This is a genomic window from Pseudomonas sp. PMCC200344, from assembly GCF_030053095.1.
Classification (GTDB): domain Bacteria; phylum Pseudomonadota; class Gammaproteobacteria; order Pseudomonadales; family Pseudomonadaceae; genus Aquipseudomonas; species Aquipseudomonas svalbardensis.
Genome location: NZ_CP125618.1, coordinates 6025317 through 6047858 on the forward strand (window position 1 = coordinate 6025317; position 22542 = coordinate 6047858).

Annotated in this window: 26 protein-coding genes; 16 read left to right on the plus strand and 10 right to left on the minus strand. The window is 60.0% G+C overall.

What is annotated here, in order from left to right:
• The first annotated feature begins 57 nt into the window (after positions 1-57).
• Positions 58-678, plus strand: a complete 621-nt coding sequence (locus tag QFW87_RS27670) for a C40 family peptidase (RefSeq protein ID WP_283182028.1) — start codon at positions 58-60, stop codon at positions 676-678.
• A 50-nt stretch (positions 679-728) separates the two neighbouring features.
• On the opposite strand, the gene QFW87_RS27675 is transcribed toward QFW87_RS27670, so the two are convergent.
• Complete coding sequence (locus QFW87_RS27675) at positions 729-1763, minus strand: type IV pilus twitching motility protein PilT (protein WP_008152619.1); 1035 nt, start codon at positions 1761-1763, stop codon at positions 729-731.
• 55 nt (positions 1764-1818) lie between these two features.
• Between QFW87_RS27675 and QFW87_RS27680 the strand changes: the two genes are divergently transcribed.
• Genes QFW87_RS27680 through QFW87_RS27695 form a run of 4 tightly spaced genes read left to right on the plus strand, consistent with a single transcriptional unit; the run spans position 1819 to position 4271 of the window.
• Positions 1819-2517, plus strand: coding sequence for a YggS family pyridoxal phosphate-dependent enzyme (locus QFW87_RS27680; RefSeq protein ID WP_283182030.1), 699 nt, complete (start codon positions 1819-1821; stop codon positions 2515-2517).
• A 33-nt stretch (positions 2518-2550) separates the two neighbouring features.
• A complete protein-coding gene (gene proC, locus QFW87_RS27685; protein WP_283182031.1) occupies positions 2551-3369 on the plus strand; it encodes a pyrroline-5-carboxylate reductase in 819 nt (272 codons plus the stop codon).
• Positions 3370-3379: 10 nt separating this feature from the next.
• Entirely contained in the window at positions 3380-3970 is a 591-nt protein-coding gene (locus QFW87_RS27690) for a YggT family protein (RefSeq protein WP_283182032.1), read from the plus strand.
• A gap of 4 nt (positions 3971-3974) precedes the next feature.
• The gene (locus tag QFW87_RS27695; protein ID WP_283189331.1) at positions 3975-4271 is read left to right on the plus strand and encodes a DUF167 domain-containing protein; all 297 of its coding nucleotides are present in this window, start codon (positions 3975-3977) and stop codon (positions 4269-4271) included.
• 233 nt (positions 4272-4504) lie between these two features.
• On the opposite strand, the gene QFW87_RS27700 is transcribed toward QFW87_RS27695, so the two are convergent.
• Positions 4505-5623, minus strand: coding sequence for an IS481 family transposase (locus tag QFW87_RS27700; RefSeq protein WP_283182018.1), 1119 nt, complete (start codon positions 5621-5623; stop codon positions 4505-4507).
• Positions 5624-5865: 242 nt separating this feature from the next.
• Between QFW87_RS27700 and QFW87_RS27705 the strand changes: the two genes are divergently transcribed.
• The 6 genes from QFW87_RS27705 to QFW87_RS27730 are packed head-to-tail and all read left to right on the plus strand — an operon-like array spanning position 5866 to position 10235.
• Complete coding sequence (locus QFW87_RS27705; protein WP_283189332.1) at positions 5866-7005, plus strand: homoserine O-acetyltransferase; 1140 nt, start codon at positions 5866-5868, stop codon at positions 7003-7005.
• A gap of 7 nt (positions 7006-7012) precedes the next feature.
• Positions 7013-7633 carry a methionine biosynthesis protein MetW gene (gene metW / locus QFW87_RS27710; RefSeq protein WP_283182035.1) on the plus strand — a complete coding sequence of 207 codons (621 nt, stop codon included), beginning with the start codon at positions 7013-7015 and terminating at the stop codon, positions 7631-7633.
• A gap of 26 nt (positions 7634-7659) precedes the next feature.
• Entirely contained in the window at positions 7660-8094 is a 435-nt protein-coding gene (locus tag QFW87_RS27715) for a DUF4426 domain-containing protein (RefSeq protein WP_283182036.1), read from the plus strand.
• Entirely contained in the window at positions 8091-8687 is a 597-nt protein-coding gene (rdgB, locus tag QFW87_RS27720) for an RdgB/HAM1 family non-canonical purine NTP pyrophosphatase (protein WP_283182037.1), read from the plus strand. The genes QFW87_RS27715 and rdgB overlap by 4 nt, the downstream gene beginning before the upstream one ends.
• A complete protein-coding gene (hemW, locus tag QFW87_RS27725; protein ID WP_283189333.1) occupies positions 8684-9889 on the plus strand; it encodes a radical SAM family heme chaperone HemW in 1206 nt (401 codons plus the stop codon). Before rdgB ends, hemW begins: the two co-directional genes overlap by 4 nt.
• A gap of 22 nt (positions 9890-9911) precedes the next feature.
• The gene (locus QFW87_RS27730; protein WP_283182039.1) at positions 9912-10235 is read left to right on the plus strand and encodes a DUF3392 family protein; all 324 of its coding nucleotides are present in this window, start codon (positions 9912-9914) and stop codon (positions 10233-10235) included.
• Between the two features lie 133 nt (positions 10236-10368).
• On the opposite strand, the gene trmB is transcribed toward QFW87_RS27730, so the two are convergent.
• The 4 genes from trmB to QFW87_RS27750 all read right to left on the minus strand — a co-directional run bounded on the left by trmB (position 10369) and on the right by QFW87_RS27750 (position 12621).
• A complete protein-coding gene (trmB, locus tag QFW87_RS27735; protein WP_111448446.1) occupies positions 10369-11094 on the minus strand; it encodes a tRNA (guanosine(46)-N7)-methyltransferase TrmB in 726 nt (241 codons plus the stop codon).
• Between the two features lie 9 nt (positions 11095-11103).
• Complete coding sequence (locus tag QFW87_RS27740; protein ID WP_150767690.1) at positions 11104-11898, minus strand: thiazole synthase; 795 nt, start codon at positions 11896-11898, stop codon at positions 11104-11106.
• Positions 11899-11958: 60 nt separating this feature from the next.
• On the minus strand, positions 11959-12159 hold the full coding sequence (gene thiS / locus QFW87_RS27745) for a sulfur carrier protein ThiS (protein ID WP_007897898.1): 201 nt from the start codon (positions 12157-12159) through the stop codon (positions 11959-11961).
• Between the two features lie 90 nt (positions 12160-12249).
• Positions 12250-12621 carry a DUF423 domain-containing protein gene (locus QFW87_RS27750; protein ID WP_283182040.1) on the minus strand — a complete coding sequence of 124 codons (372 nt, stop codon included), beginning with the start codon at positions 12619-12621 and terminating at the stop codon, positions 12250-12252.
• A gap of 74 nt (positions 12622-12695) precedes the next feature.
• On the opposite strand from QFW87_RS27750, the gene mtgA reads away from it, so the two are divergent.
• Positions 12696-13418, plus strand: a complete 723-nt coding sequence (gene mtgA, locus QFW87_RS27755; protein WP_283182041.1) for a monofunctional biosynthetic peptidoglycan transglycosylase — start codon at positions 12696-12698, stop codon at positions 13416-13418.
• Positions 13419-13486: 68 nt separating this feature from the next.
• Here the strand turns inward: mtgA and rpoH are convergent, their stop codons facing one another.
• The 4 genes from rpoH to ftsY all read right to left on the minus strand — a co-directional run bounded on the left by rpoH (position 13487) and on the right by ftsY (position 17683).
• The gene (gene rpoH / locus QFW87_RS27760) at positions 13487-14341 is read right to left on the minus strand and encodes an RNA polymerase sigma factor RpoH (protein WP_033060492.1); all 855 of its coding nucleotides are present in this window, start codon (positions 14339-14341) and stop codon (positions 13487-13489) included.
• 113 nt (positions 14342-14454) lie between these two features.
• Positions 14455-15477 carry a permease-like cell division protein FtsX gene (ftsX, locus tag QFW87_RS27765; RefSeq protein WP_008152652.1) on the minus strand — a complete coding sequence of 341 codons (1023 nt, stop codon included), beginning with the start codon at positions 15475-15477 and terminating at the stop codon, positions 14455-14457.
• The gene (ftsE, locus tag QFW87_RS27770) at positions 15474-16145 is read right to left on the minus strand and encodes a cell division ATP-binding protein FtsE (protein ID WP_283182044.1); all 672 of its coding nucleotides are present in this window, start codon (positions 16143-16145) and stop codon (positions 15474-15476) included. Before ftsE ends, ftsX begins: the two co-directional genes overlap by 4 nt.
• Positions 16142-17683 carry a signal recognition particle-docking protein FtsY gene (gene ftsY / locus QFW87_RS27775; RefSeq protein WP_283189334.1) on the minus strand — a complete coding sequence of 514 codons (1542 nt, stop codon included), beginning with the start codon at positions 17681-17683 and terminating at the stop codon, positions 16142-16144. Before ftsY ends, ftsE begins: the two co-directional genes overlap by 4 nt.
• A 344-nt stretch (positions 17684-18027) precedes the next feature.
• Between ftsY and QFW87_RS27780 the strand changes: the two genes are divergently transcribed.
• From QFW87_RS27780 to QFW87_RS27795, 4 genes are all read left to right on the plus strand, one after another.
• Positions 18028-19383, plus strand: a complete 1356-nt coding sequence (locus QFW87_RS27780; protein ID WP_283189335.1) for a pitrilysin family protein — start codon at positions 18028-18030, stop codon at positions 19381-19383.
• Positions 19376-20866, plus strand: a complete 1491-nt coding sequence (locus QFW87_RS27785; RefSeq protein WP_283182047.1) for a pitrilysin family protein — start codon at positions 19376-19378, stop codon at positions 20864-20866. Before QFW87_RS27780 ends, QFW87_RS27785 begins: the two co-directional genes overlap by 8 nt.
• Complete coding sequence (gene rsmD, locus QFW87_RS27790; RefSeq protein ID WP_033060498.1) at positions 20866-21477, plus strand: 16S rRNA (guanine(966)-N(2))-methyltransferase RsmD; 612 nt, start codon at positions 20866-20868, stop codon at positions 21475-21477. Before QFW87_RS27785 ends, rsmD begins: the two co-directional genes overlap by 1 nt.
• Before the next feature lie 63 nt (positions 21478-21540).
• Positions 21541-22539 carry a hydrolase gene (locus tag QFW87_RS27795; RefSeq protein ID WP_283182048.1) on the plus strand — a complete coding sequence of 333 codons (999 nt, stop codon included), beginning with the start codon at positions 21541-21543 and terminating at the stop codon, positions 22537-22539.
• Positions 22540-22542: the final 3 nt, after the last annotated feature.

A 22542-nucleotide genomic window follows, 5' to 3' on the forward strand; every position in this document is an offset into this window, starting at 1 on the left:
GGAAGGGCCAAAAAAGCTGTTATAAAGTTGCGCGCTAACTTATATGAGCCTTGCCTAATGCGTCCATTTTTCAAGACATGGCTAACCATTTGCCTTTTGATGCCACTGGCCGCCCACGCCACCAATCGTGAGCAACGTCTTCCTGACGTTAATGGTTACACCCAAAAATCCCATGTTTCTGCTCCTTCGAGCAAAAACAAACAATCCGCAAAACGCGCTCCCCAGTTGAGCAGCAGCAAAAGCAGCCTTGTACCGCCGATGGCGAGCAAGGAAAGCAGCAACGTGCTGAGCCGCGCCGTAAACGTCCTGGGTACTCCGTACCGTTGGGGCGGCAGCAGCCCAAGTAAAGGGTTCGACTGCAGTGGCCTGGTGAAATACGCGTTTAACGACGCCACGTTTGACCTGCCGCGCACCTCCAACGCCATGGCCAGCGGTCATGGGGAGAAAGTCGATCGCAAGGATCTTAAGCCTGGCGACCTGATTTTCTTCAACATCAAGAGCCGTCGGGTCAATCACGTTGCCATCTACCTGGGCAACGACCGCTTCATCCACGCACCACGTCGTGGCAAGTCGGTGACCATCGACACGCTGAAAAAACCCTACTGGGAAAGCCACTACGTGGTTGCCAAGCGGGTTATGCCGAAAGAGAAGAACACCCTGCAGGTTGTTCAGCGCTGATTTGAAGCAAGATCAAAAGATCGCAGGCTGCGATCTTTTGCTTTTAAGCCTCAAAAACCATCCGGCGTGCGCGCCTTCTCCCGCGCATGCTCGCGGCTGATCAAGCCCTTGCTCACCAGCTCCTTCAAGCACATATCCAGCGTCTGCATCCCCAGGTTTCCCCCGGTCTGAATCGACGAGTACATCTGCGCCACTTTATCTTCGCGGATCAGGTTACGGATCGCCGACGTGCCGAGCATGATTTCGTGGGCCGCGATCCGCCCGCCGCCGATTTTCTTGACCAACGTCTGCGACACCACCGCCAGTAACGACTCGGAAAGCATCGAACGAACCATCGACTTCTCGTCCCCCGGAAACACGTCCACCACCCGGTCGATAGTTTTCGCCGCTGATGTCGTGTGTAGCGTGCCAAACACCAGGTGACCGGTTTCGGCGGCGGTCAACGCCAGGCGAATGGTCTCGAGATCCCGCATCTCCCCCACCAGAATCACGTCCGGGTCCTCCCGCAGGGCCGAGCGCAGCGCCGTGGCGAAGCTGCGTGTATCGCGATGGACTTCACGCTGGTTGATCAAACATTTGCGCGACTCGTGGACGAACTCGATCGGGTCTTCGATGGTGAGGATGTGGTGATGACGATGGGTGTTCAGGTGATCGATCATCGCCGCCAGGGTGGTGGATTTGCCGGAACCGGTCGGACCGGTCACCAGCACCAGCCCCCGCGGCGCTTCGGTAATCTTGCGAAACACCTCCCCCATACCGAGGTCGTCCATGCTCAGGACCTTGGACGGAATGGTCCGGAACACCGCGCCAGCACCGCGATTGTGGTTGAACGCGTTAACCCGAAAACGCGCCACGCCGGGCACGTCAAAGGAGAAGTCGGTCTCCAGGTGCTTTTCGAAGTCCACCCGCTGCGTGTCGTTCATGATGTCGTAGATCAGCGCCTGCACCTGCTTGTGGTCCAAGGCCGGCAGGTTGATGCGCCGCACATCGCCGTCGACCCGAATCATCGGTGGCAGGCCGGCAGACAGATGCAAGTCGGACGCGCCCTGTTTCGCGCTGAAAGCCAGCAGCTCAGTGATATCCATAGCGTTCCTCAATTCCAGTAGAATGCCGCGAACCTTCAGCCGCCGGCGCCTCTTGATGTCCACGATAGCAGACAACATCGCTCAGGTTAGTTCACGCATCCACGCCGCTGCCGTCGCCGCAAAACGCGACGAAGACAGCGTCCAGCTGCTGGCTGTGAGCAAGACTAAGCCCGCCGAAGCCCTGCGCGAAGCGTATGCTGCGGGGCTGCGCGATTTTGGCGAGAACTACCTGCAGGAAGCCCTGAGCAAACAGCTCGAATTGGCCGACCTGCCCTTGATCTGGCACTTCATCGGCCCCATTCAATCGAACAAGACTCGCGCTATCGCCGAGCACTTCGCCTGGGTGCATTCCGTGGATCGTTTGAAAATCGCACAACGCCTGTCCGAACAACGTCCTGCCGATTTGCCGCCACTGAACATCTGCATCCAGGTCAACGTCAGCGGTGAAGCCAGCAAGTCCGGCTGCACCCCGGCCGACCTGCCGGCCCTGGCCAACGCCATCAGCGAACTGCCCCGCATCAAACTGCGCGGGTTGATGGCAATCCCCGAGCCGACCGAAGATCGCGCCGCCCAGGATGCCGCTTTTGCTGCCGTACAAAGCCTGCAAGCCAGCCTGAACCTGCCGCTCGACACACTTTCCATGGGCATGAGCCACGACCTCGAGTCGGCCATCGCCATGGGCGCCACCTGGGTCCGTATCGGTACGGCCCTGTTTGGTGCTCGCGGCTCTCAACAAATGCATGGCCAGCCATAACGTGGCTGACTCCTCTCTTTATAAGGACCTGACATGAGCAAGACTCGTATTGCCTTTATCGGTGCCGGCAACATGGCAGCCAGCCTGATCGGCGGCCTGCGCGCCAAAGGTCTGGACGCCGCGCAGATCCGCGCCAGTGATCCGGGCGCTGAAACCCGCGCTCGCGTGAACGCTGAACACGGTATCGACGTGTTCGCCGACAACGCCGACGCCATCCAGGGCGCCGAAGTCGTCGTACTGGCGGTCAAACCCCAAGCGATGAAAGCCGTCTGCGAAGCGCTTCGCCCAAGCCTCAAGCCGAATCAACTGGTGGTTTCGATTGCGGCCGGCATCACCTGCGCCAGCATGAACAACTGGCTCGGCGCCCAACCGATCGTGCGTTGCATGCCCAACACCCCGGCGCTGCTGCGTCAGGGCGTGAGTGGTTTGTTCGCCACGGCTGAAGTGAACACCGAGCAACGCAAACAGGCGCAAGAACTGCTGTCCGCCGTCGGCATCGCACTGTGGCTGGATGAAGAGCAACAACTGGACGCGGTCACCGCCGTTTCCGGCTCGGGCCCTGCGTACTTCTTCCTGCTGATCGAAGCCATGACCGCCGCCGGCGTAAAGCTCGGTCTGCCAGCAGACATCGCCGCACAACTGACCCTGCAAACCGCTTTGGGCGCTGCTCACATGGCCGTGGCCAGTGACGTCGACGCTGCGGAACTGCGTCGCCGCGTGACCTCGCCTGCGGGCACGACGGAAGCGGCGATCAAGTCGTTCCAGGCCGGCGGCTTCGAAGCCCTGGTAGAAAAAGCACTCGGCGCCGCTGCGCACCGCTCGGCCGAGATGGCCGAACAATTGGGTCAATAAGGAGCCTTACATGATTGGATTGAACACTGCAGCGGTCTACGTGCTGCAAACCCTCGGCAGCCTGTACCTGCTGATCGTGCTGCTGCGCTTTGTGCTGCAACTGGTACGCGCAAACTTCTACAACCCGCTCTGCCAGTTCGCCGTGAAAGCCACTCAGCCGCTGCTCAAGCCGTTGCGCCGGATCATCCCGAGCATGTTCGGCCTGGACATGTCCTCGCTGGTGCTGGCGATCCTCGTGCAGCTGGCGTTGATGGCCCTGACCCTGCTGCTGACTTACGGCACCATCGGCAACCCGCTGCAATTGCTGATCTGGTCGCTGATTGGCGTGACCGCGCTGTTCCTGAAGATTTTCTTCTTTGCCCTGATCATCAGCGTGATCCTGTCCTGGGTCGCACCGGGCAGCCATAACCCTGGCGCCGAGCTGGTGAACCAGATCTGCGAACCGGCCCTGGCGCCGTTCCGCAAGATTCTGCCAAACCTTGGCGGCCTGGATATCTCGCCGATCCTGGCGTTCATCGTACTCAAGCTGATCGACATGCTGGTGATCAACAACCTCGCTGCCATGACGATGATGCCGGAAATCCTCCGTCTGCTGATCTGACCCGGTGAGCTACTTTCGCTGGGACGGTGACGACCTGATTCTGGAGTGTCACCTGCAACCGGCGGCCCGCAGCGATGATTTCTGTGGGCTGCATGGGGATCGATTGAAGATTCGCCTGACCGCACCGCCGGTTGAAGGCAAGGCCAACGCGTATTTGATGGCATTTCTGGCCAAGGCGTTTGGGGTTTCCAAGAGCCAGGTGAGTTTGATTAGCGGCGAGTTGAACCGGCAGAAGCGGGTGCGGATTTGTTCGCCGAAGAAGTTGCCGGAGTTGCCGGGTTTGGTGCAGCGTTCGCTTTGATTGGGTGTCGCTTCATAAAGCCACCCCTCACCCCAGCCCTCCCGAAACGTCGGACCGCCCCATAGGGGAGAGGGGGAAAGGGAGCGGATCTTCATGGCTTTTGGAGCCTGAGTTCGGCTCAATATTTCAGGTCGATGTAGCTTGGCCAAACACCTCGGTCAGTCCCCTCGCCCCTTTGGGGTGTTTGTACCGGACACATGGTGGACACATGTTCGGGGACATGGTGGACGTCTTCAAAGCCGCTTTCCTGATACAACGGTCTGCAAGCTCAAGTCAATTTTGGCAATGCGATGTCTGCTCCAATAGATGTCGTAGATGCCATCCTCGGTCGTTTCTCTGATGGCTATGTGCTCGCCGATGAAGGCCTTTCCAATCGCATACTTGCGGCTTTTCCAGTACATCTCGCCATTGGCCTGAACCTTTCTGATCAAATCCCCTTCGGCGTACTCCAGTGCTTGCCGATGCTCCTGGTATTCACGAGGACTACAGCTGTAGCGAGTCGCTGGAACCTCCATTTCCAATGCTTGATGGGGGCGTTTCTGGTTGTAGATATCGCGCCAGATATCGAAGGCGTTCTGTGCCCCAAGCAGGTCGATGAAGCACTGACCTTGCAAAACTTCAGCCTTGAGGCTGCGGTGAAAACGCTCAAGCTTGCCCTGAGTCTGCGGGTGATAAGGCCTGGAGTGGCCCACTCGGATGCCCTGGCTCATCAGCCAGACCTCTAACGCGGTATAAACCCCGCTCTGATCGCCCCACGGTGCACCGTTATCCATGGTCATGCGCATCGGCAAGCCGTAGCGCCGAAACACGTGGATAAGCTGCTCCTGCACGGTCTGACGCTGCTCGTTGCCACAGGCCGCGATGCACAGCGAGAACCGCGAATGGTCGTCCAATACCGTCAAGGGATGGCAGCGACCATGGCGCATGCCGACATGTCCCTTGAAGTCCATCTGCCAAAGATCGTTGGGGGCTTCATGCTCAAATCGGATAAAGGGTTTGGTATTTGCCGCCTGCGGGTCGATTCGCGAATTACGCTGCAAAATCGCATGCACCGTGCTGACGGCGGGCATCAAATACCCCTCATCCTCCAGATTGCGTTTGAGCTTGCGGGCGCCCCAGGCCGTGTGCTCCACCCCCAAGGCCAGAATCTGCTTTTCAACCGTATCAGCGCAGCGTTTGGGTGAATGTTTTGGGCGCCGAGACTGGTCGTGCAAGCCGTCTGCACCAGAGGTTTCGAACCGGCCAAGCCATTTGTATCCGGTGCTTGGGCTGATATGAAAGCGTCGGCAGAGTTGTCGGATATTGGCCCCTTCTTGCCGAGCTAACAGTACAAATTCGGAACGAAGCTGCATGGTGGACACCTCTTCCCAAGACACAAACCATCTCCTTTCAGATGAGCAATGTGTCTATTTAAAAGTGTCCACCATGTCTCCGAACACCTGTCCACCATGTGTCCGGTACAAACATGGGGAGAGGGTTAGGGTGAGGGGTCGATCGCCAGCCGAACACACATTTTCCAAACACCCCGGCCTTTGCTTGCCGCTAGCCACACTGGTCTTTAGACTTACGCCTCATTTCAACGAGAGCAGGGTCGATGCCAACTGCCTTTCCCCCCGATTCTGTTGGTCTGGTGACGCCGCAAGTGGCGCACTTCAGCGAACCCCTGGCCTTGGCCTGCGGCCGTTCGCTCCCAGCTTATGACCTGATCTACGAAACCTACGGCACGCTGAACGCCGCGGCGAGCAACGCCGTGCTGATCTGCCACGCCTTGTCCGGTCATCATCACGCTGCCGGCTTCCACAGCCCCGACGACCGCAAACCCGGTTGGTGGGATAGCTGCATCGGCCCCGGCAAGCCGATCGACACCAACAAATTCTTCGTGGTCAGCCTGAACAACCTCGGCGGTTGCAACGGCTCTACCGGCCCGAGCAGCGTCAATCCTGAAACTGGCAAGCCGTTTGGCGCCGACTTCCCGGTGTTGACCGTGGAAGACTGGGTTCACAGCCAGGCACGCCTGGCAGACCTGCTCGGCATCGGCCAATGGGCCGCCGTGATTGGCGGCAGTCTCGGTGGCATGCAGGCGATGCAGTGGAGCATCACTTACCCGGATCGCATTCGCCACTGCCTGGCCATCGCCTCGGCCCCCAAGCTGTCGGCACAGAACATTGCCTTCAACGAAGTGGCGCGCCAGGCGATCCTCACTGACCCCGAGTTCCACGGCGGTTCGTTCCAGGAAGCGGGCGTGATCCCCAAGCGTGGCTTGATGCTGGCGCGGATGGTCGGGCACATCACGTACCTGTCCGACGACTCCATGGGCGAGAAATTCGGCCGGGGCCTGAAGAGCGAAAAGCTCAACTACGACTTCCACAGCGTCGAATTCCAGGTCGAAAGCTACCTGCGTTATCAGGGCGAAGAGTTCTCCGGGCGTTTCGACGCCAACACGTACCTGCTGATGACCAAGGCGCTGGACTACTTCGATCCGGCGGCGAACTTCGACGATGACCTGGCGAAAACCTTCGCCAACGCCCAAGCCAAGTTCTGCGTGATGTCCTTCACCACCGACTGGCGCTTCTCCCCTGCCCGCTCGCGGGAACTGGTAGACGCGCTGATGGCGGCCAGGAAAGACGTCTGCTACCTCGAGATCGACGCTCCGCAAGGCCACGACGCCTTCCTGATTCCGATCCCGCGCTACTTGCAGGCATTCAGCAATTACATGAACCGCATTACGTTGTGAGAAAGCCATGAGAGCTGATCTGGAAATCATCCAGGAATGGATCCCCGCCGGTAGCCGCGTACTCGACCTCGGCTGCGGCGATGGCGAATTGCTGACCTGGCTGCGCGATAACAAGCAAGTGACCGGTTATGGCCTGGAAAACGACCCGGACAACATCGCCGAGTGCGTGGCCAAGGGCATCAACGTGATTGAGCAAGACCTGGACAAGGGCCTGGGCAACTTTGCCAGCAACAGCTTCGACGTCGTGGTCATGACCCAGGCGCTGCAAGCCGTGCATTACCCGGACAAGATCCTCGACGAAATGCTGCGGGTCGGTCGCCAGTGCATCATCACCTTCCCCAACTTCGGTCACTGGCGCTGCCGCTGGTACCTGGCGAGCAAGGGCCGGATGCCAGTGTCCGATTTTCTGCCGTACACCTGGTACAACACGCCGAACATCCACTTTTGCACCTTCGAAGACTTTGAAGCGTTGTGTCGCGCACGTGAAGCCAGGGTCATTGATCGGCTTGCCGTGGATCAACAGCACCGTCACGGGTGGGCCAGTAAGCTATGGCCTAATCTATTAGGTGAAATCGGTATTTACCGCGTCAGCAGCCCAGGGCTGCAAGACCACAAGGTCGCGGTCTGAGTCACCACACTTCGAGGAGAACGATCATGGGTCGACTAGCGCTGTTTGTACTTACTGCCTGCCTGAGCGTCACCGCCATGGCCGCCGACGTCATTAAAGGCGAGCGTAAAGAAACCTTTGGCGATGTAACGGTGCACTACAACACCTTCAACTCCACCTTCCTGACACCGGATATCGCCAAAGCAGCCGGGCTGACACGAAGCAAGAACCAGGGTGTGATAAACGTCTCCGTGCTCAAGGATGGCAAGCCAATGACCGCTGAAGTCAACGGCACGGTCAAAGACCTCACCAGCCAAAGCGTTTCGTTGAAATTCAAACAGGTCACCGAACAGGGCGCTATCTACTACATCGCGCAATACCCGGTCGATCAGCAGGAAACACGTACCTTCCAGGTCAACGTGAAGAACGGCGATAAAACCAACACCATCAATTTCAACCAAGAGCTCTTCCCCGGCGAATGATCAACTTCACGCAACTTGTGCTGGCCAGCCACAACGCCGGCAAACTCAAGGAACTTCAGGCCATGCTCGGCGAATCGGTGCAACTGCGCTCGATTGGCGAGTTCAGCAGCGTCGAACCTGAAGAAACCGGCCTGTCGTTCGTCGAGAACGCCATCCTCAAGGCCCGCAATGCCGCGCGCATCTCCGGCCTGCCAGCGCTGGCCGACGATTCGGGGTTGGCAGTGGATTTCCTTGGCGGTGCGCCGGGTATCTACTCGGCTCGATACGCCGATGGTCAAGGCGATGCGGCGAACAACGCCAAACTGCTTGATGCGTTGAAAGACGTGCCGCAAGCCGAGCGCGGTGCGCAGTTCGTCTGTGTGCTGGCGCTGGTGCGTCATGCCGACGATCCGTTGCCGATTATCTGCGAAGGCCTGTGGCACGGACGAATCCTGCCAGCGGCCAGCGGCGAACACGGTTTTGGTTACGATCCGCTGTTCTGGGTGCCGGAGCGCGATTGCTCCAGCGCCGAACTGAGCCCGAGCGACAAGAACCTCATCAGCCACCGCGCCCGTGCAATGGATCTGCTGCGCCAGCGTCTGGGCCTGAAATGATCCACGACTCATCCGCGTCGCCGCTGATCTTCGGCGGCGCCGCACAATCGCCTCGGGCCGCCCTGCCTGTGCTGCCGCCCCTGGCGTTGTACATCCACATTCCGTGGTGTGTGCGCAAATGCCCTTATTGCGACTTCAACTCCCACACCGCCAGCCCGGTGTTGCCGGAAGAAGAATATGTGGACGCGCTGCTCGCCGACCTCGATCAGGACCTGCATGCCGTCTACGGCCGTGAGCTGAGTTCGATCTTCTTTGGGGGCGGCACGCCGAGCCTGTTCAGCGCTGAAGCCCTGGGCCGCTTGCTTAAAGGCGTCGAGCAACGCATTCCGTTCGCCAGCGACATCGAAATTACCCTGGAAGCTAATCCCGGGACGTTCGAACAGGAGAAGTTCGTCGCCTACCGGGCGCTGGGCATCAATCGTCTGTCGATCGGCATCCAGAGCTTTCAGGAAGAGAAACTCAAGGCTTTGGGGCGGATTCATAACGGTGACGAAGCGGTCCGTGCCGCCGGCATGGCCCGTCAGGCCGGGTTCGACAACTTCAATCTGGACCTGATGCACGGTTTACCCGATCAGTCCCTGGACGACGCCCTGAGCGACCTGCGCCAGGCCATCGCCCTGAAGCCGACCCACTTGTCCTGGTATCAGCTGACCCTGGAACCGAACACGGTGTTCTGGAACCAGCCACCGACGCTGCCGGAAGACGACACACTGTGGGACATTCAGGAGGCCGGTCAGGCGCTGTTGGCCGAGCACGGTTACGCGCAATACGAAGTCTCGGCGTATGCCCAACCCGGTCGTCCGGCGCGGCACAACCTCAATTACTGGAGTTTCGGCGACTTCATCGGCATCGGCGCCGGGGCTCACGGCAAGCTCAGCCACCCGGACGGACGCATCGTCCGCACCTGGAAGACCCGGTTACCGAAGGACTACCTCAACCCGGCCAAAAGCTTCAAGGCTGGGGAGAAAGCCCTGACCAATGAAGAACTGCCGTTCGAGTTCCTGATGAACGCCTTGCGCCTGACCGAGGGTGTGGAATCGCGACTGTATCCGGAACGCACCGGGCTGAGCCTGGAAAGCCTCGCCGAAGGCCGTCGGGAAGCCGAACGAAGCGGCCTGTTGCAGGTCGAACCGTCACGTCTGGCGGCGACCGATCGCGGACAGCTGTTTCTCAATGATTTGCTGCAAACATTTCTGAGCTGATTTCAGCCTTAGGGGAAAACGAATGGATTTGATACTCGACCTGCTCGCCACCGCGTCCCGCTGGAGCCGTAGCAACCTGTCTGAAATCGCTCTGGCACTGGTGGGCAGCCTGCTGGTGTTGTTTGGTGCCGATATCAAAGGCTGGGTCGACCAACGCCTGGGCAGCATCGCCGGCGCCTTGCGCGTGCCGCTGATGGCCCTGCTGTGCATGATCGGCAGCGGCGTCGCGCTGATCTACGCCACGCCGTGGATCATCAAAGGCCTGAGCCAGTTCAACAACTACAGCCTGGCGCCGGTGTTGTTGGTGGTGCTGGTGTTGATCGGCGTCGTCGCAGACCGCCGCTGAACTCCAGAACAGCACACATAACAACTGTGGGAGCGAGCCTGCTCGCGATGAGGGCCTGACATTCAACATCTTCGTTGACTGTCAGACCGCTATCGCGAGCAGGCTCGCTCCCACAGTTGGTATTGCGTAGGGTTTAAGACTGTTTTTCGAACTTCAGGTCCCACACACCATGCCCAAGTCGTTCGCCGCGGCGTTCGAACTTGGTGATCGGGCGCTCGGTCGGACGCGGGACGCATTTGCCATCTTCGGCCAGGTTGCGATAACCCGGCGCGACGTTCATCACTTCCAGCATGTACTCGGCATACGGTTCCCAGTCAGTGGCCATGTGCAGCACACCGCCGACCTTCAACTTGCTGCGCACCAGCTCAGCGAACGATGCCTGAACGATACGGCGCTTGTGGTGGCGACTCTTGTGCCATGGGTCCGGGAAAAACAGCATCAGGCGATCGAGGCTGTTGTCGGCCACGCAGCGGTTGAGCACTTCGATCGCATCGCAATCGTAGACCCGCAGGTTGGTCAGGCCCTGAGTGAGCACGCCATTGAGCAGCGCACCAACACCCGGACGGTGCACTTCCACGCCGATGAAATCCTGCTCTGGCGAGGCCGCGGCCATTTCCAGCAGCGAGTGGCCCATGCCGAAACCGATTTCCAGCGAGCGCGGCGCCGAACGGCCAAACACCTGATCGAAGTCCACCGGCGCGTCGGCCAGAGGCAGCACGAACAGCGGCGTACCCTGTTCCAGACCGCGTTGCTGGCCTTCGGTCATGCGCCCGGCGCGCATCACGAAACTCTTGATGCGGCGGTGTTGGCGCTCGTCGCCTTCTTCCGTCTGGATAGGCGTGTCGTTTGATTCAGTCATCAATGGCTCTTACTTGATCAGACCATCCAGCGGCGAGGAGGCGCTGGCATAGAGTTTTTTCGGCATGCGGCCGGCGAGGTAGGCCAAGCGACCTGCAACGATGGCGTGTTTCATGGCTTCAGCCATCATGACCGGCTGCTGGGCATGGGCGATGGCCGAGTTCATCAGCACCGCTTCGCAACCCAGTTCCATGGCGATAGTGGCGTCGGAGGCGGTACCGACACCGGCGTCCACCAGCACAGGGATCTTGGCTTCTTCGAGGATGATCTGCAGGTTGTACGGGTTGCAGATCCCCAGGCCCGTGCCGATCAGGCCGGCCAGCGGCATGACCGCGATGCAGCCGATTTCCGCCAGTTGACGGGCGATGATCGGATCATCGCTGGTGTAGACCATCACGTCGAAACCTTCCTTGACCAGCACTTCGGCGGCCTTGAGGGTTTCGATCACGTTGGGGAACAGGGTTTTCTGATCCGCCAGCACTTCCAGCTTCACCAGGTTGTGGCCGCCGAGCAGCTCACGGGCCAGGCGACAGGTGCGCACCGCCTCGGTAGCGTCGAAGCAACCGGCGGTGTTAGGCAGGAAGGTGTAGCGATCCGGCGACAGGACTTCGAGCAGGTTCGGTTCGCCCGGGTTCTGGCCGAGGTTGGTGCGGCGCACGGCGAAGGTGACGATCTCGGCACCCGAGGCTTCGATGGCCAGGCGGGTTTCTTCCATGTCGCGGTACTTGCCGGTGCCTACCAGCAAACGCGACTGGTAAGTACGACCGGCCAGGACGAAGGGCTTGTCGCTACGAACGATGCTCATGGGAAATCCTCTGTAGGAGTGAGGTTCTTGCAGAATTCTGTGCCCTTATGGGCCGGACGACTAGCCGCCGCCGATGGCGTGGACCACCTCGACGGAATCGCCGTCGTTCAGCGTGGTTTCCGCATGCTGGCTGCGCGGGACGATATCCAGATTGAGTTCGACCGCCACCCGGCGTCCGGTCAGTTCCAGACGGGTCAGCAGGGCCGCAACGGTTTCACCGTCGGGCAGTTCAAGGGATTCGCCGTTCAACTGAATGCGCATGCCGAATGCCGCCATCATTTTTAGGGGCTGGCATTCTAGCCCGATCAGTCTTGGCGACCCAAGCCATTCGTCATGAAATGGACCACCCGGTCAGCTCAACCGCCAGGCGGCAAGCCCCAGACAGAACCAGCCGACCAGAAATGCCAGCCCGCCGAAGGGGGTGATGATCCCGAGCTTGCTGACGCCGGTCATGGTCAACAGGTACAGACTGCCGGAAAACAGCAGGATGCCGACGACAAACGATGCACCCGCCCAGGTGATCAGGCGACCGGGAATCTGCGTGACCAGCAGCGCAACGCCCAGCAAGGCCAACGTGTGCACCAATTGGTAGGTCACGCCGGTGTGGAAAATCGCCAGGTACTCGGGCGTCAGACGGCTTTTCAAGCCATGGGCGGCGAACGCGCCAAGGGCAACGCCGGTGAAGCCGAAGAAAGCGGCCAGCATCAGAAAGCCACGCAGCATGAAGAACTCCAGTCAGACTCGATCCACAGGGTCTGTATAATGGCCCGCTCAACGGGTTCGGCCAAGCCATCTCTATGCTGCGTTTATTTTTGCGACGATTCACGAAGGCCCTGCTCTGGTTCGCGGGTGGCAGCGTATTACTGGTGCTGATCTTTCGCGTGGTACCGCCACCGGGAACGGCGTTGATGGTCGAGCGTAAGGTCGAATCCTGGTTCGACGGCGAGCCCATCGATCTGCAGCGCACCTGGAAACCCTGGGATGAAATTTCCGATGACCTGAAAGTCGCAGTGATTGCCGGCGAGGATCAGAAATTCCCGGAGCATTGGGGTTTTGACTTTGGCGCGATCCAGGCCGCTCTGGCCCACAACGAACTCGGTGGAACGATTCGCGGCGCCAGCACCCTGAGCCAGCAGGTCTCGAAGAATCTGTTTCTATGGTCCGGCCGCAGCTGGCTGCGCAAAGGCCTGGAAGCCTGGTTTACCGGGCTGATCGAAGTGTTCTGGCCCAAGCAGCGAATACTTGAGGTGTACCTCAACAGTGTCGAGTGGGATGACGGTGTGTTTGGCGCTGAAGCAGCAGCCAGGCATCACTTTGGTGTCGGCGCTCGCTCGCTGACCCGGCAGCAGGCCAGTTTGCTGGCGGCGGTGCTGCCTAACCCGCGGGTGTGGAGCGCCAGTCATCCAACTAACTACGTCGCACGGCGAGCGGGATGGATTCGACAGCAGATGAGTCAGCTCGGTGGCGATAGCTACCTTGTAGGAATCAATGATTCACGCCGCGTACCTTGGGCTCAGTGACCTTTTGATCCACAAACAAAAACGCCCCGATCAATGATCGGGGCGTTTTTTTTATGCCGGAGCTGCGGTCAGGCGGCGATCGACAACTTGAGCTTGTTCATCGCGCTCTTCTCGAGCTGACGAATACGCTCGGCCGACACGTTGTACTTCTGCGCCAGGTCATGCAGCGTGGCTTTTTCTTCCGCCAGCCAGCGCTGGTAGAGGATGTCGCGGCTGCGGTCGTCCAGCACTTCGAGCGCTTCGTGCAGGTTGTGGTTGGAGTTGTCGCTCCAGTCGGCATCTTCCAGCTGACGGGCCGGGTCGTACCGGTGGTCTTCCAGATAGTTGGCCGGCGATTGGAAAGCACTGTCGTCGTCCGCTTCCGTGGCCGGGTCGAAGGCCATGTCATGGCCGGTCAGGCGACTTTCCATCTCACGCACTTCCCGAGGCTCTACACCGAGGCTTTCCGCCACACGATGGACTTCCTCGTTGTTCAGCCACGCCAGACGTTTCTTCTGGCTGCGCAGGTTGAAGAACAGCTTGCGCTGGGCCTTGGTGGTCGCGACTTTCACGATCCGCCAGTTGCGCAGGATGAACTCGTGGATTTCCGCCTTGATCCAGTGCACGGCAAAGGACACCAGGCGCACACCCATTTCCGGGTTGAAACGCTTCACGGCCTTCATCAGGCCGACATTGCCTTCCTGGATCAGGTCAGCCTGAGCCAGACCGTAGCCGGAATAGCTACGGGCGATATGTACAACAAAACGCAGGTGGGCGAGCACCATCTGCCGAGCCGCCCCCAAATCCTGCTCATAATAGAGACTCTCGGCCAGTTCACGCTCCTGCTCCGGCGTCAGCAATGGAATGCTGTTCACGGTGTGCACATAGGCCTCCAGGTTCGCACCCGGGACCAGAGCATATGCAGGTTGCAAAGAATTGGTCATACGAAAAAACCTCCGACTTACATAACTCGTGCAGTTCAGCACTGCGAAAATTGACCGGAAACCGAAAGACAAGTTCCCATAAACGCTGAAAGGTCAATACGAGCAAAATGATATTACTTTGGCGCAAGCTCCCGCAGGTGGCGTGCGACTGCAATCCATGCACCGATATACCCCAACAGCACCGCGCCAAGCAAGAGAGACAGACCGTCGGCAACTGGCACTCCGGCCAGCGCAAAATCACTGCCATACAGACCGGCCAGCCCAACCACCGCGTCGTTCAGCCAATCAAGGCCGAACGCCAATACGCCCCAGGAAAGAATCCCCGCACCGAAGCCATAAAGCGCACCCATATACAGAAAGGGCCTGCGTACATAGCTGTCAGTGCCGCCGACGAGTTTAATCACTTCTATCTCTGTGCGGCGGTTTTCAATATGAAGACGAATGGTATTGCCTATCACCAAAAGTAATGCAGAAACCAGAAGCACGGTCAGACCGAAGACAAAACGGTCACCCAACTTGAGGATCGCTGCCAGACGCTCGACCCAGACTAGATCAAGTTGCGCCTGTTGTACCTTGGGCAGCTCGGAAAGTTTTTGTCGTAATGCTTCAAGCGCGGGCTTGTCGACTTCGTTCGGGGTGACCAGCACCACGCCTGGCAGCGGGTTTTCCGGCAGCTCCTTGAGCGCCTCGCCCAGGCCGGACTGCTGCTGGAACTCTTCCAGCGCCTGATCGCGGCCGACATATTCAGCATCAGCTACGCCAGGCATCCCCTTGATCTGCTCGCGCAACGACTCGCCCTCCGCAGGGCTGGCCTCGATTTGCAAATACAGGGAAATCTGCGCCGCACGCTGCCAGGAACCGCCGAGACGCTCGACGTTACTTAGCAAAAGTGACAGGCCCATCGGCAAACTCAGGGCAACCGCCATTACCATGCAGGTGAAGAAGCTACCGATTGGCTGCTTGCCCAAACGACGCAAGCTATCGAGCAGGCTGGCGCGATGACTCTCGACCCAGGCACGGAACAGTGTGGCGAAATCCGGACCGTCATCATCGTCGCGTTTTTTCTTCTGCGGTTGCTGATCGGCGGCCTTCGGGGCCACGCGCTCGGAAACCTTGGGGCTGCGTGTCGCACTCATACGCCGGCCTCCCCGTCGCCGATCAACCGGCCGCGTTGCAGGGTCAGCATGCGGTGTCGCATGCGGGCGATCAGTGCCAGGTCGTGACTGGCAATCAGCACGCTGGTGCCCAGACGGTTGATGTCTTCGAACACGCCCATGATTTCGGCCGCCAGACGCGGATCGAGGTTACCGGTCGGTTCGTCCGCCAGCAGCAAGGCCGGGCGGTGAACGATGGCGCGGGCGATGCCGACGCGCTGCTGCTGACCGGTGGACAGGTCGCCAGGGTACAAGTCGGTCTTGTCCGACAGCGCCACGCGCTCCAGCGCCGAATCCACGCGTTTGGCGATCTCGGCCTTGGACAACCCAAGGATCTGCAAGGGCAGCGCGATGTTGTTGAACACCGTGCGATCGAACAACAGCTGGTGATTCTGGAACACCACGCCGATCTGGCGCCGCAGATAAGGAATCTGCGCGTTGCTGATGGTGCCAAGGTCTTGCCCCGCCAGCAGCAACTTGCCAGTGGTCGGACGCTCCATCGCCAGCAGCAGGCGCAACAAAGTGCTTTTACCTGCGCCAGAGTGCCCGGTCACAAACAAAAACTCGCCCCGACGGACTCGAAAGCTCAGCTCATGCAAGCCGACGTGGCCGTTCGGGTAGCGTTTACCGACCTGTTCGAAACGAATCATGAACGCTCCCGCTCGGCAAACAATGCCTGGACAAAGGGTTCTGCTTCAAAAGTACGCAAATCATCGATGCCTTCACCGACGCCGATGTAGCGAATCGGCAGGCCAAACTGCTTGGCGAGGGCGAAAATCACCCCGCCTTTGGCGGTGCCATCGAGCTTGGTCAGCGCCAGGCCTGTCAGTTCGACGGTCTGGTTGAATTGTTTGGCCTGGCTGATCGCGTTCTGTCCTGTACCGGCATCAAGCACCAACAGCACCTCGTGAGGCGCGTCGGCGTCGAGCTTGCTGATCACCCGGCGAACCTTCTTCAGCTCTTCCATCAAGTTGTCTTTGGTGTGCAAACGACCGGCGGTGTCGGCGATCAGCACGTCAATGCCACGGGCCTTGGCGGCTTGCACGGCATCGAAGATAACCGAAGCCGAGTCAGCGCCGGTGTGCTGGGCGATGACCGGGATCTTGTTGCGCTCGCCCCAGACCTGCAATTGTTCGACGGCGGCGGCGCGGAAGGTATCGCCGGCCGCGAGCATGACTTTCTTGCCTTCGAGCTGCAGCTTCTTCGCCAGTTTGCCGATGGTGGTGGTCTTGCCGGCACCGTTGACGCCGACGACCAGGATGACGAACGGCTGGGTCTGCGAAGTGATTTTCAGCGGTTGCTCGACAGGCTTGAGCATCGCCGCCAATTCCGCTTGCAGGGATTTGTACAGTGCGTCGGCATCGGCCAATTCTTTACGGGCGACCTTCTGGGTCAGACGCTGAATGATCACCGAAGTCGCCTCGACGCCCACGTCGGCCGTCAGCAGGCGGGTCTCGATGTCTTCGAGCAGCTCGTCATCGATGATCTTCTTGCCCAGAAACAGGCTGGCCATGCCTTCGCCGATGCTGGCGCTGGTCTTGGTCAAGCCTTGTTTCAGGCGGGCGAAGAAACCGGCTTTGGTTTCTTCGGTACGCACAGGCTCGGCAGGCGCTTCGATGGGAACGACAGGTGCGGCGGCAACGGGAGCGACGGGAGCGATGGCCGGAGCCGGCGCTTGGACAACCGGAGCAGCCGGAGCAACCGGAGCAACCGGAGCAACGAATGCGGGCACCACAGGTTCTGGAACAACCGGTTCAGGCTCGGCCACCACCACTGGCGTGACAACCGACTCAACCACTGGCGCTTGAACGGGCTCAGGAGCAAACGCAGTCGGCGCTGGAATCGGCGGCGTAACGTGCGGCGCCAGCTCATCTTCGACCAATGCCACCGGCTCTTCCGCCACTGGCAGCGTCAGCCATGGCTCGGCAACGGGCGTGAGCGGCATCTGGGCCACGACTTCGGCGACGACATCAGGCTCAGGCTCGGCGACCGGTTGCAGCACCGGCTCGGCGATCGGCAAGACAATCGGCGCGGGCTCTTCTTCTATTACCGGCGCAGGCGTGGGCTCAGGAAGTGGCTGTGGCTGTTCGACGACGGGTTCCTGCGGCTTTTTGCGCAGCCATCCGAACAGGCTTTTCTTCTCACCAGCCGCAGCTGGGGCTTTCTTGTCGTCGTTGGAACCAAACATGGAGGACGGCTATCTCACGGTAGCGACGCGCCAAAGGGCGCCTCGGCAAATAAATATTCGATGCAGAACAGACTGCGATTGACCCAGCTTGTTCACGCGCAACATTTTGTCGAGGTGCAAACAGCACCTAAAAGGTCGACTAATACGAAGGACTGGAACGGCATCGTCGGCGAAAACGCAGAGTTTAGCTGACAAACTCAAAGCTTTAGCCGTAAACCCAAACAACCTGCTGACCGATCAAAGGCCTGATAGGCGTGGCCGCCAGTAAAACGGATCAGTATCCTAGCACCCTCTCGCCCGCCGACGCTAAGACCAAGCGGGCAGCCCCAAAGGTTTAAAAACGAATGAATGCTCTAGCCCGCCGCGCTGCAGGCCTGCTGCTCAGCACAGTTTGTCTGCCCCTCTCGGCCCTGGCTGCCGATCCACAACCCACCCACGAATTCACCCTCGATAACGGCCTGAAGGTCGTCGTGCGCGAAGACCATCGTGCGCCGGTGGTGGTTTCCCAAGTCTGGTACAAGGTCGGCTCAAGCTACGAGACCCCGGGTCAGACCGGTTTGTCCCACGCTCTGGAACACATGATGTTCAAGGGCAGCGAAAAAGTCGGCCCTGGCGAAGCGTCGCTGATCCTGCGCGACCTCGGCGCCGAAGAGAACGCGTTCACCAGCGACGACTTCACGGCGTATTACCAGGTGCTGGCCCGCGACCGTCTGGGCGTGGCCTTCGAGCTGGAAGCCGACCGCATGGCCAGCCTGCGTCTGCCGGCCGACGAGTTCGCCCGCGAGATAGAAGTCATTAAAGAAGAACGTCGCCTGCGCACCGACGACAAGCCGATGTCCAAGGCCTACGAACGCTTCAAGGCCATGGCCTACCCGGCCAGCGGTTACCACACGCCGACCATCGGCTGGATGGCTGACCTGGACCGCATGAAAGTCGAAGAGCTGCGCCACTGGTACCAATCCTGGTACGTGCCGAACAACGCCACGTTGGTGGTGGTCGGCGACGTGACCCCGGACGAGGTCAAAACCCTGGCCCAGCGCTATTTCGGCCCGATCGCCAAACGTGACGTGCCGTCCGCGAAAATCCCGCTGGAACTGGCCGAACCCGGCGAGCGACAGATCACCCTGCACGTGCAGACCCAATTGCCAAGCCTGATGCTGGGCTTCAACGTGCCAAGCATCGCCACCGCCGAAGACAAACGCTCGGTCAACGCCTTGCGCCTGATCTCCGCCCTGCTCGACGGCGGCTACAGCGGACGTATCCCGACACAACTGGAGCGTGGCGAAGAGCTGGTGTCCGGCGGTTCGTCGAGTTACGACGCCTATACCCGTGGCGACAGTCTGTTCACCTTGTCCGCAACGCCCAACACCCAGAAAAAGAAAACCATGGCCCAGGCCGAAGCGGGCCTGTGGAAGCTGCTCGAACAGCTGAAAACCACCGCGCCGTCCGCTGAAGAACTGGAACGCGTCCGCGCGCAGGTCATCGCCGGCCTGGTTTACGAGCGTGACTCGATCACCAGCCAGGCGACCGCCATTGGCCAATTGGAAACCGTTGGCCTGTCGTGGAAGCTGATGGACACCGAACTCGCCGAGCTGGAAAGCGTGACCCCGGAAGACATCCAGAAAGCCGCCAAGCTGTATTTCACCCGCGAACGTCTCAGCGTCGCCCATGTACTGCCACTGGAGACGACTCATGAGTGAGCGTAAAAAACCGCGCCTGGCCCTGATGGGCCTGATCGCTGTCGCATTGATCGGGTCTGCCGCGTTTTACTTCTCAAAGACCGACGAATCCAAGGCCAGCGAAGCCCTCGACAAGGCCAAGGCCAGCCAGAAACTGCAATCACTGGCCGAACTCGACGGCAAAGCGCCAAGCCACCGTACCCTGGACGTGCAGACCTGGAAAACCGCCGAGGGCGCCAAGGTGCTGTTCGTTGAAGCCCGGGAGCTGCCGATGTTCGACATGCGCCTGATCTTCGCCGCCGGCAGCAGCCAGGACGGCGACGCACCTGGCCTCTCCGTGCTGACCAACGCCATGCTCAACGAAGGTGTGGCCGGCAAAGATGTCGGCGCCATTGCTCAGGGCTTCGAAGGCCTGGGCGCAGACTTTGGCAACGGCGCATTTAAAGACATGGCACTGGCTTCCCTGCGCAGCCTCAGCGCCGCGGATAAACGCGAACCGGCCCTGAAATTGTTCTCTGAAGTCGTCGGCAAACCGACCTTCCCGGCCGATTCCTTTGCGCGCATCAAGAACCAGATGCTCGCCGGTTTCGAGTACCAGAAGCAGAACCCCGGCAAACTCGCGAGCCTGGAGCTGATGAACCGTCTGTACGGCGATCACCCGTACGCACACTCCAGCGACGGCACGGCGAAAACCGTTCCAGCGATTACCGCGGCACAGATGCGCGCGTTCCATGAGAAGGCCTATGCGGCTGGCAACGTGGTGATTGCGCTGGTGGGCGACCTGTCTCGTGCCGAGGCGGAGGCGATTGCTGCGCAAGTCTCCAGCGCGCTGCCAAAAGGCCCGGAGCTGGCGAAAATCCCGCAACCGGAGGAACCGAAAGCCAGCATCGGTCACATCGAGTTCCCGTCCAAGCAGACCAACCTGATGCTCGCGCAATTGGGCATCGACCGTGACGACCCGGACTACGCGGCACTGTCCATGGGTAACCAGATTCTTGGCGGCGGTGGCTTCGGCACCCGATTGATGAGCGAAGTGCGCGAGAAGCGCGGCCTGGCTTACGGCGTCTATTCGGGCTTTTCCCCGATGCAGGCTCGCGGTCCGTTCATGATCAATCTGCAAACCCGCGCCGAGATGAGCGAAGGCACGCTGAAACTGGTGCAGGACGTGCTCGCTGACTACCTTAAAACCGGCCCGACCCAGAAAGAACTCGACGACGCCAAGCGTGAACTGGCCGGCAGCTTCCCGCTGTCCACCGCCAGCAACGCCGATATCGTCGGCCAGCTTGGCGCCATGGGTTTCTACAACTTGCCGCTGAGCTATCTGGATGACTTTATGCGCGAGTCCCAGAGCCTGACGGTCGAGCAGGTCAAAACCGCACTGAACAAACACTTGAGCACGGACAAAATGGTCATCGTCAGCGCTGGCCCGACCGTGCCGCAAAAGCCGTTACCGGCCCCAACTGATAAACCTGCCGAGCAACCGCTCGGGGTTCCGGAGCATTAATGGCCACTCGTCCCAAAAAACCCGTACACAACGTCCATAACGGCGTGAACCAACTGCGCATCATCGGCGGTGAATGGGGCAGCAGAAAGCTGAGTTTCCCGGATGCACCGGGCCTGCGTCCGACCCCGGACCGGGTGCGTGAAACCCTGTTCAACTGGCTCGCGCCTTATGTCGCTGGCGCCAAGGTTCTGGACCCGTTCGCCGGCAGCGGCGCGTTGTTCCTCGAAGCCTTGTCCCGTGGCGCGGCCATGGGTCAGGCGCTGGACGCCAGTAACATCGCGGTCGCCAGCATCAAGGAACATCTGGGCACACTGCGCTGCACCACCGGCCAGATTCAGACCGCCGATGCCCTGCGCTATCTGGAAACACAAACAGCGACCGCTTACGACCTGGTGTTCCTCGATCCGCCCTTCAACCAGAACCTGTTGCCAGGCGTTTGCGCATTGCTTGAAGAACGTCAGTGGCTGGCCGATGAAGCCTGGATCTACACTGAAAGCGAGAATGCGCCATCGAGCCTTGGCTTACCAGGCAACTGGCGCCTGCACCGGGAGCAAAAATCCGGGCGGGTGTATTACGCGTTGTGGCAACGTATGGCAGAGATTGCCGGTTAATCAACCGGCCTGAAAAAGGTGCGCGCCTCAAGCGAGGCTCGCACCGCTGCATCGAGAACCATCGTGTCCCATTCGCCAGAACGTTTCACCCCCGCCTTCGGCCTCGGCAACCCGCACTTGCAAACCTTGTGGGGACCGCTGTGGCGCAAAACCACGCACATAGAACGCCAGCGCGAACGCTTGTGGCTTGAGGATGGCGACTTTCTCGATCTCGACTGGCACGGCCCGCACAGCGCCGATGCACCACTGGTGCTGGTGTTGCACGGTCTGACCGGCTCTTCCAATTCGCCTTACGTGGCCGGGGTGCAGAAAGCACTGGGCGCCCAAGGCTGGGCCAGCGTCGCGCTGAACTGGCGCGGCTGTTCGGGTGAGCCGAATCTGTTGCCACGCAGCTACCATTCCGGCGCCAGTGAAGACCTGGCCGAAACCATCAAACACCTGAAGGCTCAACGACCGCTCGCGCCGTTGTATGCGGTCGGCTATTCCCTGGGTGGCAATGTGTTGCTTAAGCACTTGGGCGAATCCGGCAGCCATAGTGGCGTGGTCGGTGCGGTGGCGGTGTCGGTCCCGTTTCGTCTCGATCAATGCGCCGACCGTATCGGCCAGGGTTTCTCGAAGGTCTATCAGGCGCATTTCATGCGGGAGATGGTGGCCTACATCAAGAACAAACAACGCCAGTTCCAGCATGACGGACGCGAGGATGGACTGGCGGCATTGGCCGCGCTGGGCTCGCTGGAGAACATGCGCACGTTCTGGGATTTCGATGGCCGGGTCACCGCGCCGCTGAACGGTTTCGTCGACGCCAAGGATTACTATCAACGCGCCTCAAGTCGCTATTTCCTTGGCGAGATTCGTACGCCGACCCTGATCATTCAAGCGGCCGATGACCCGTTTGTCTTTCCTCATAGCCTGCCGCAAGCCGACGAATTGTCCGCCTGCACTCAATTCGAGTTACAGACCAAGGGTGGGCATGTCGGCTTCGTCGATGGTTCGGTCAAGCAACCGGGTTACTACCTGGAACGCCGCATCCCACAGTGGTTGACCGCCGTGGGTCGTCAGTAAGGC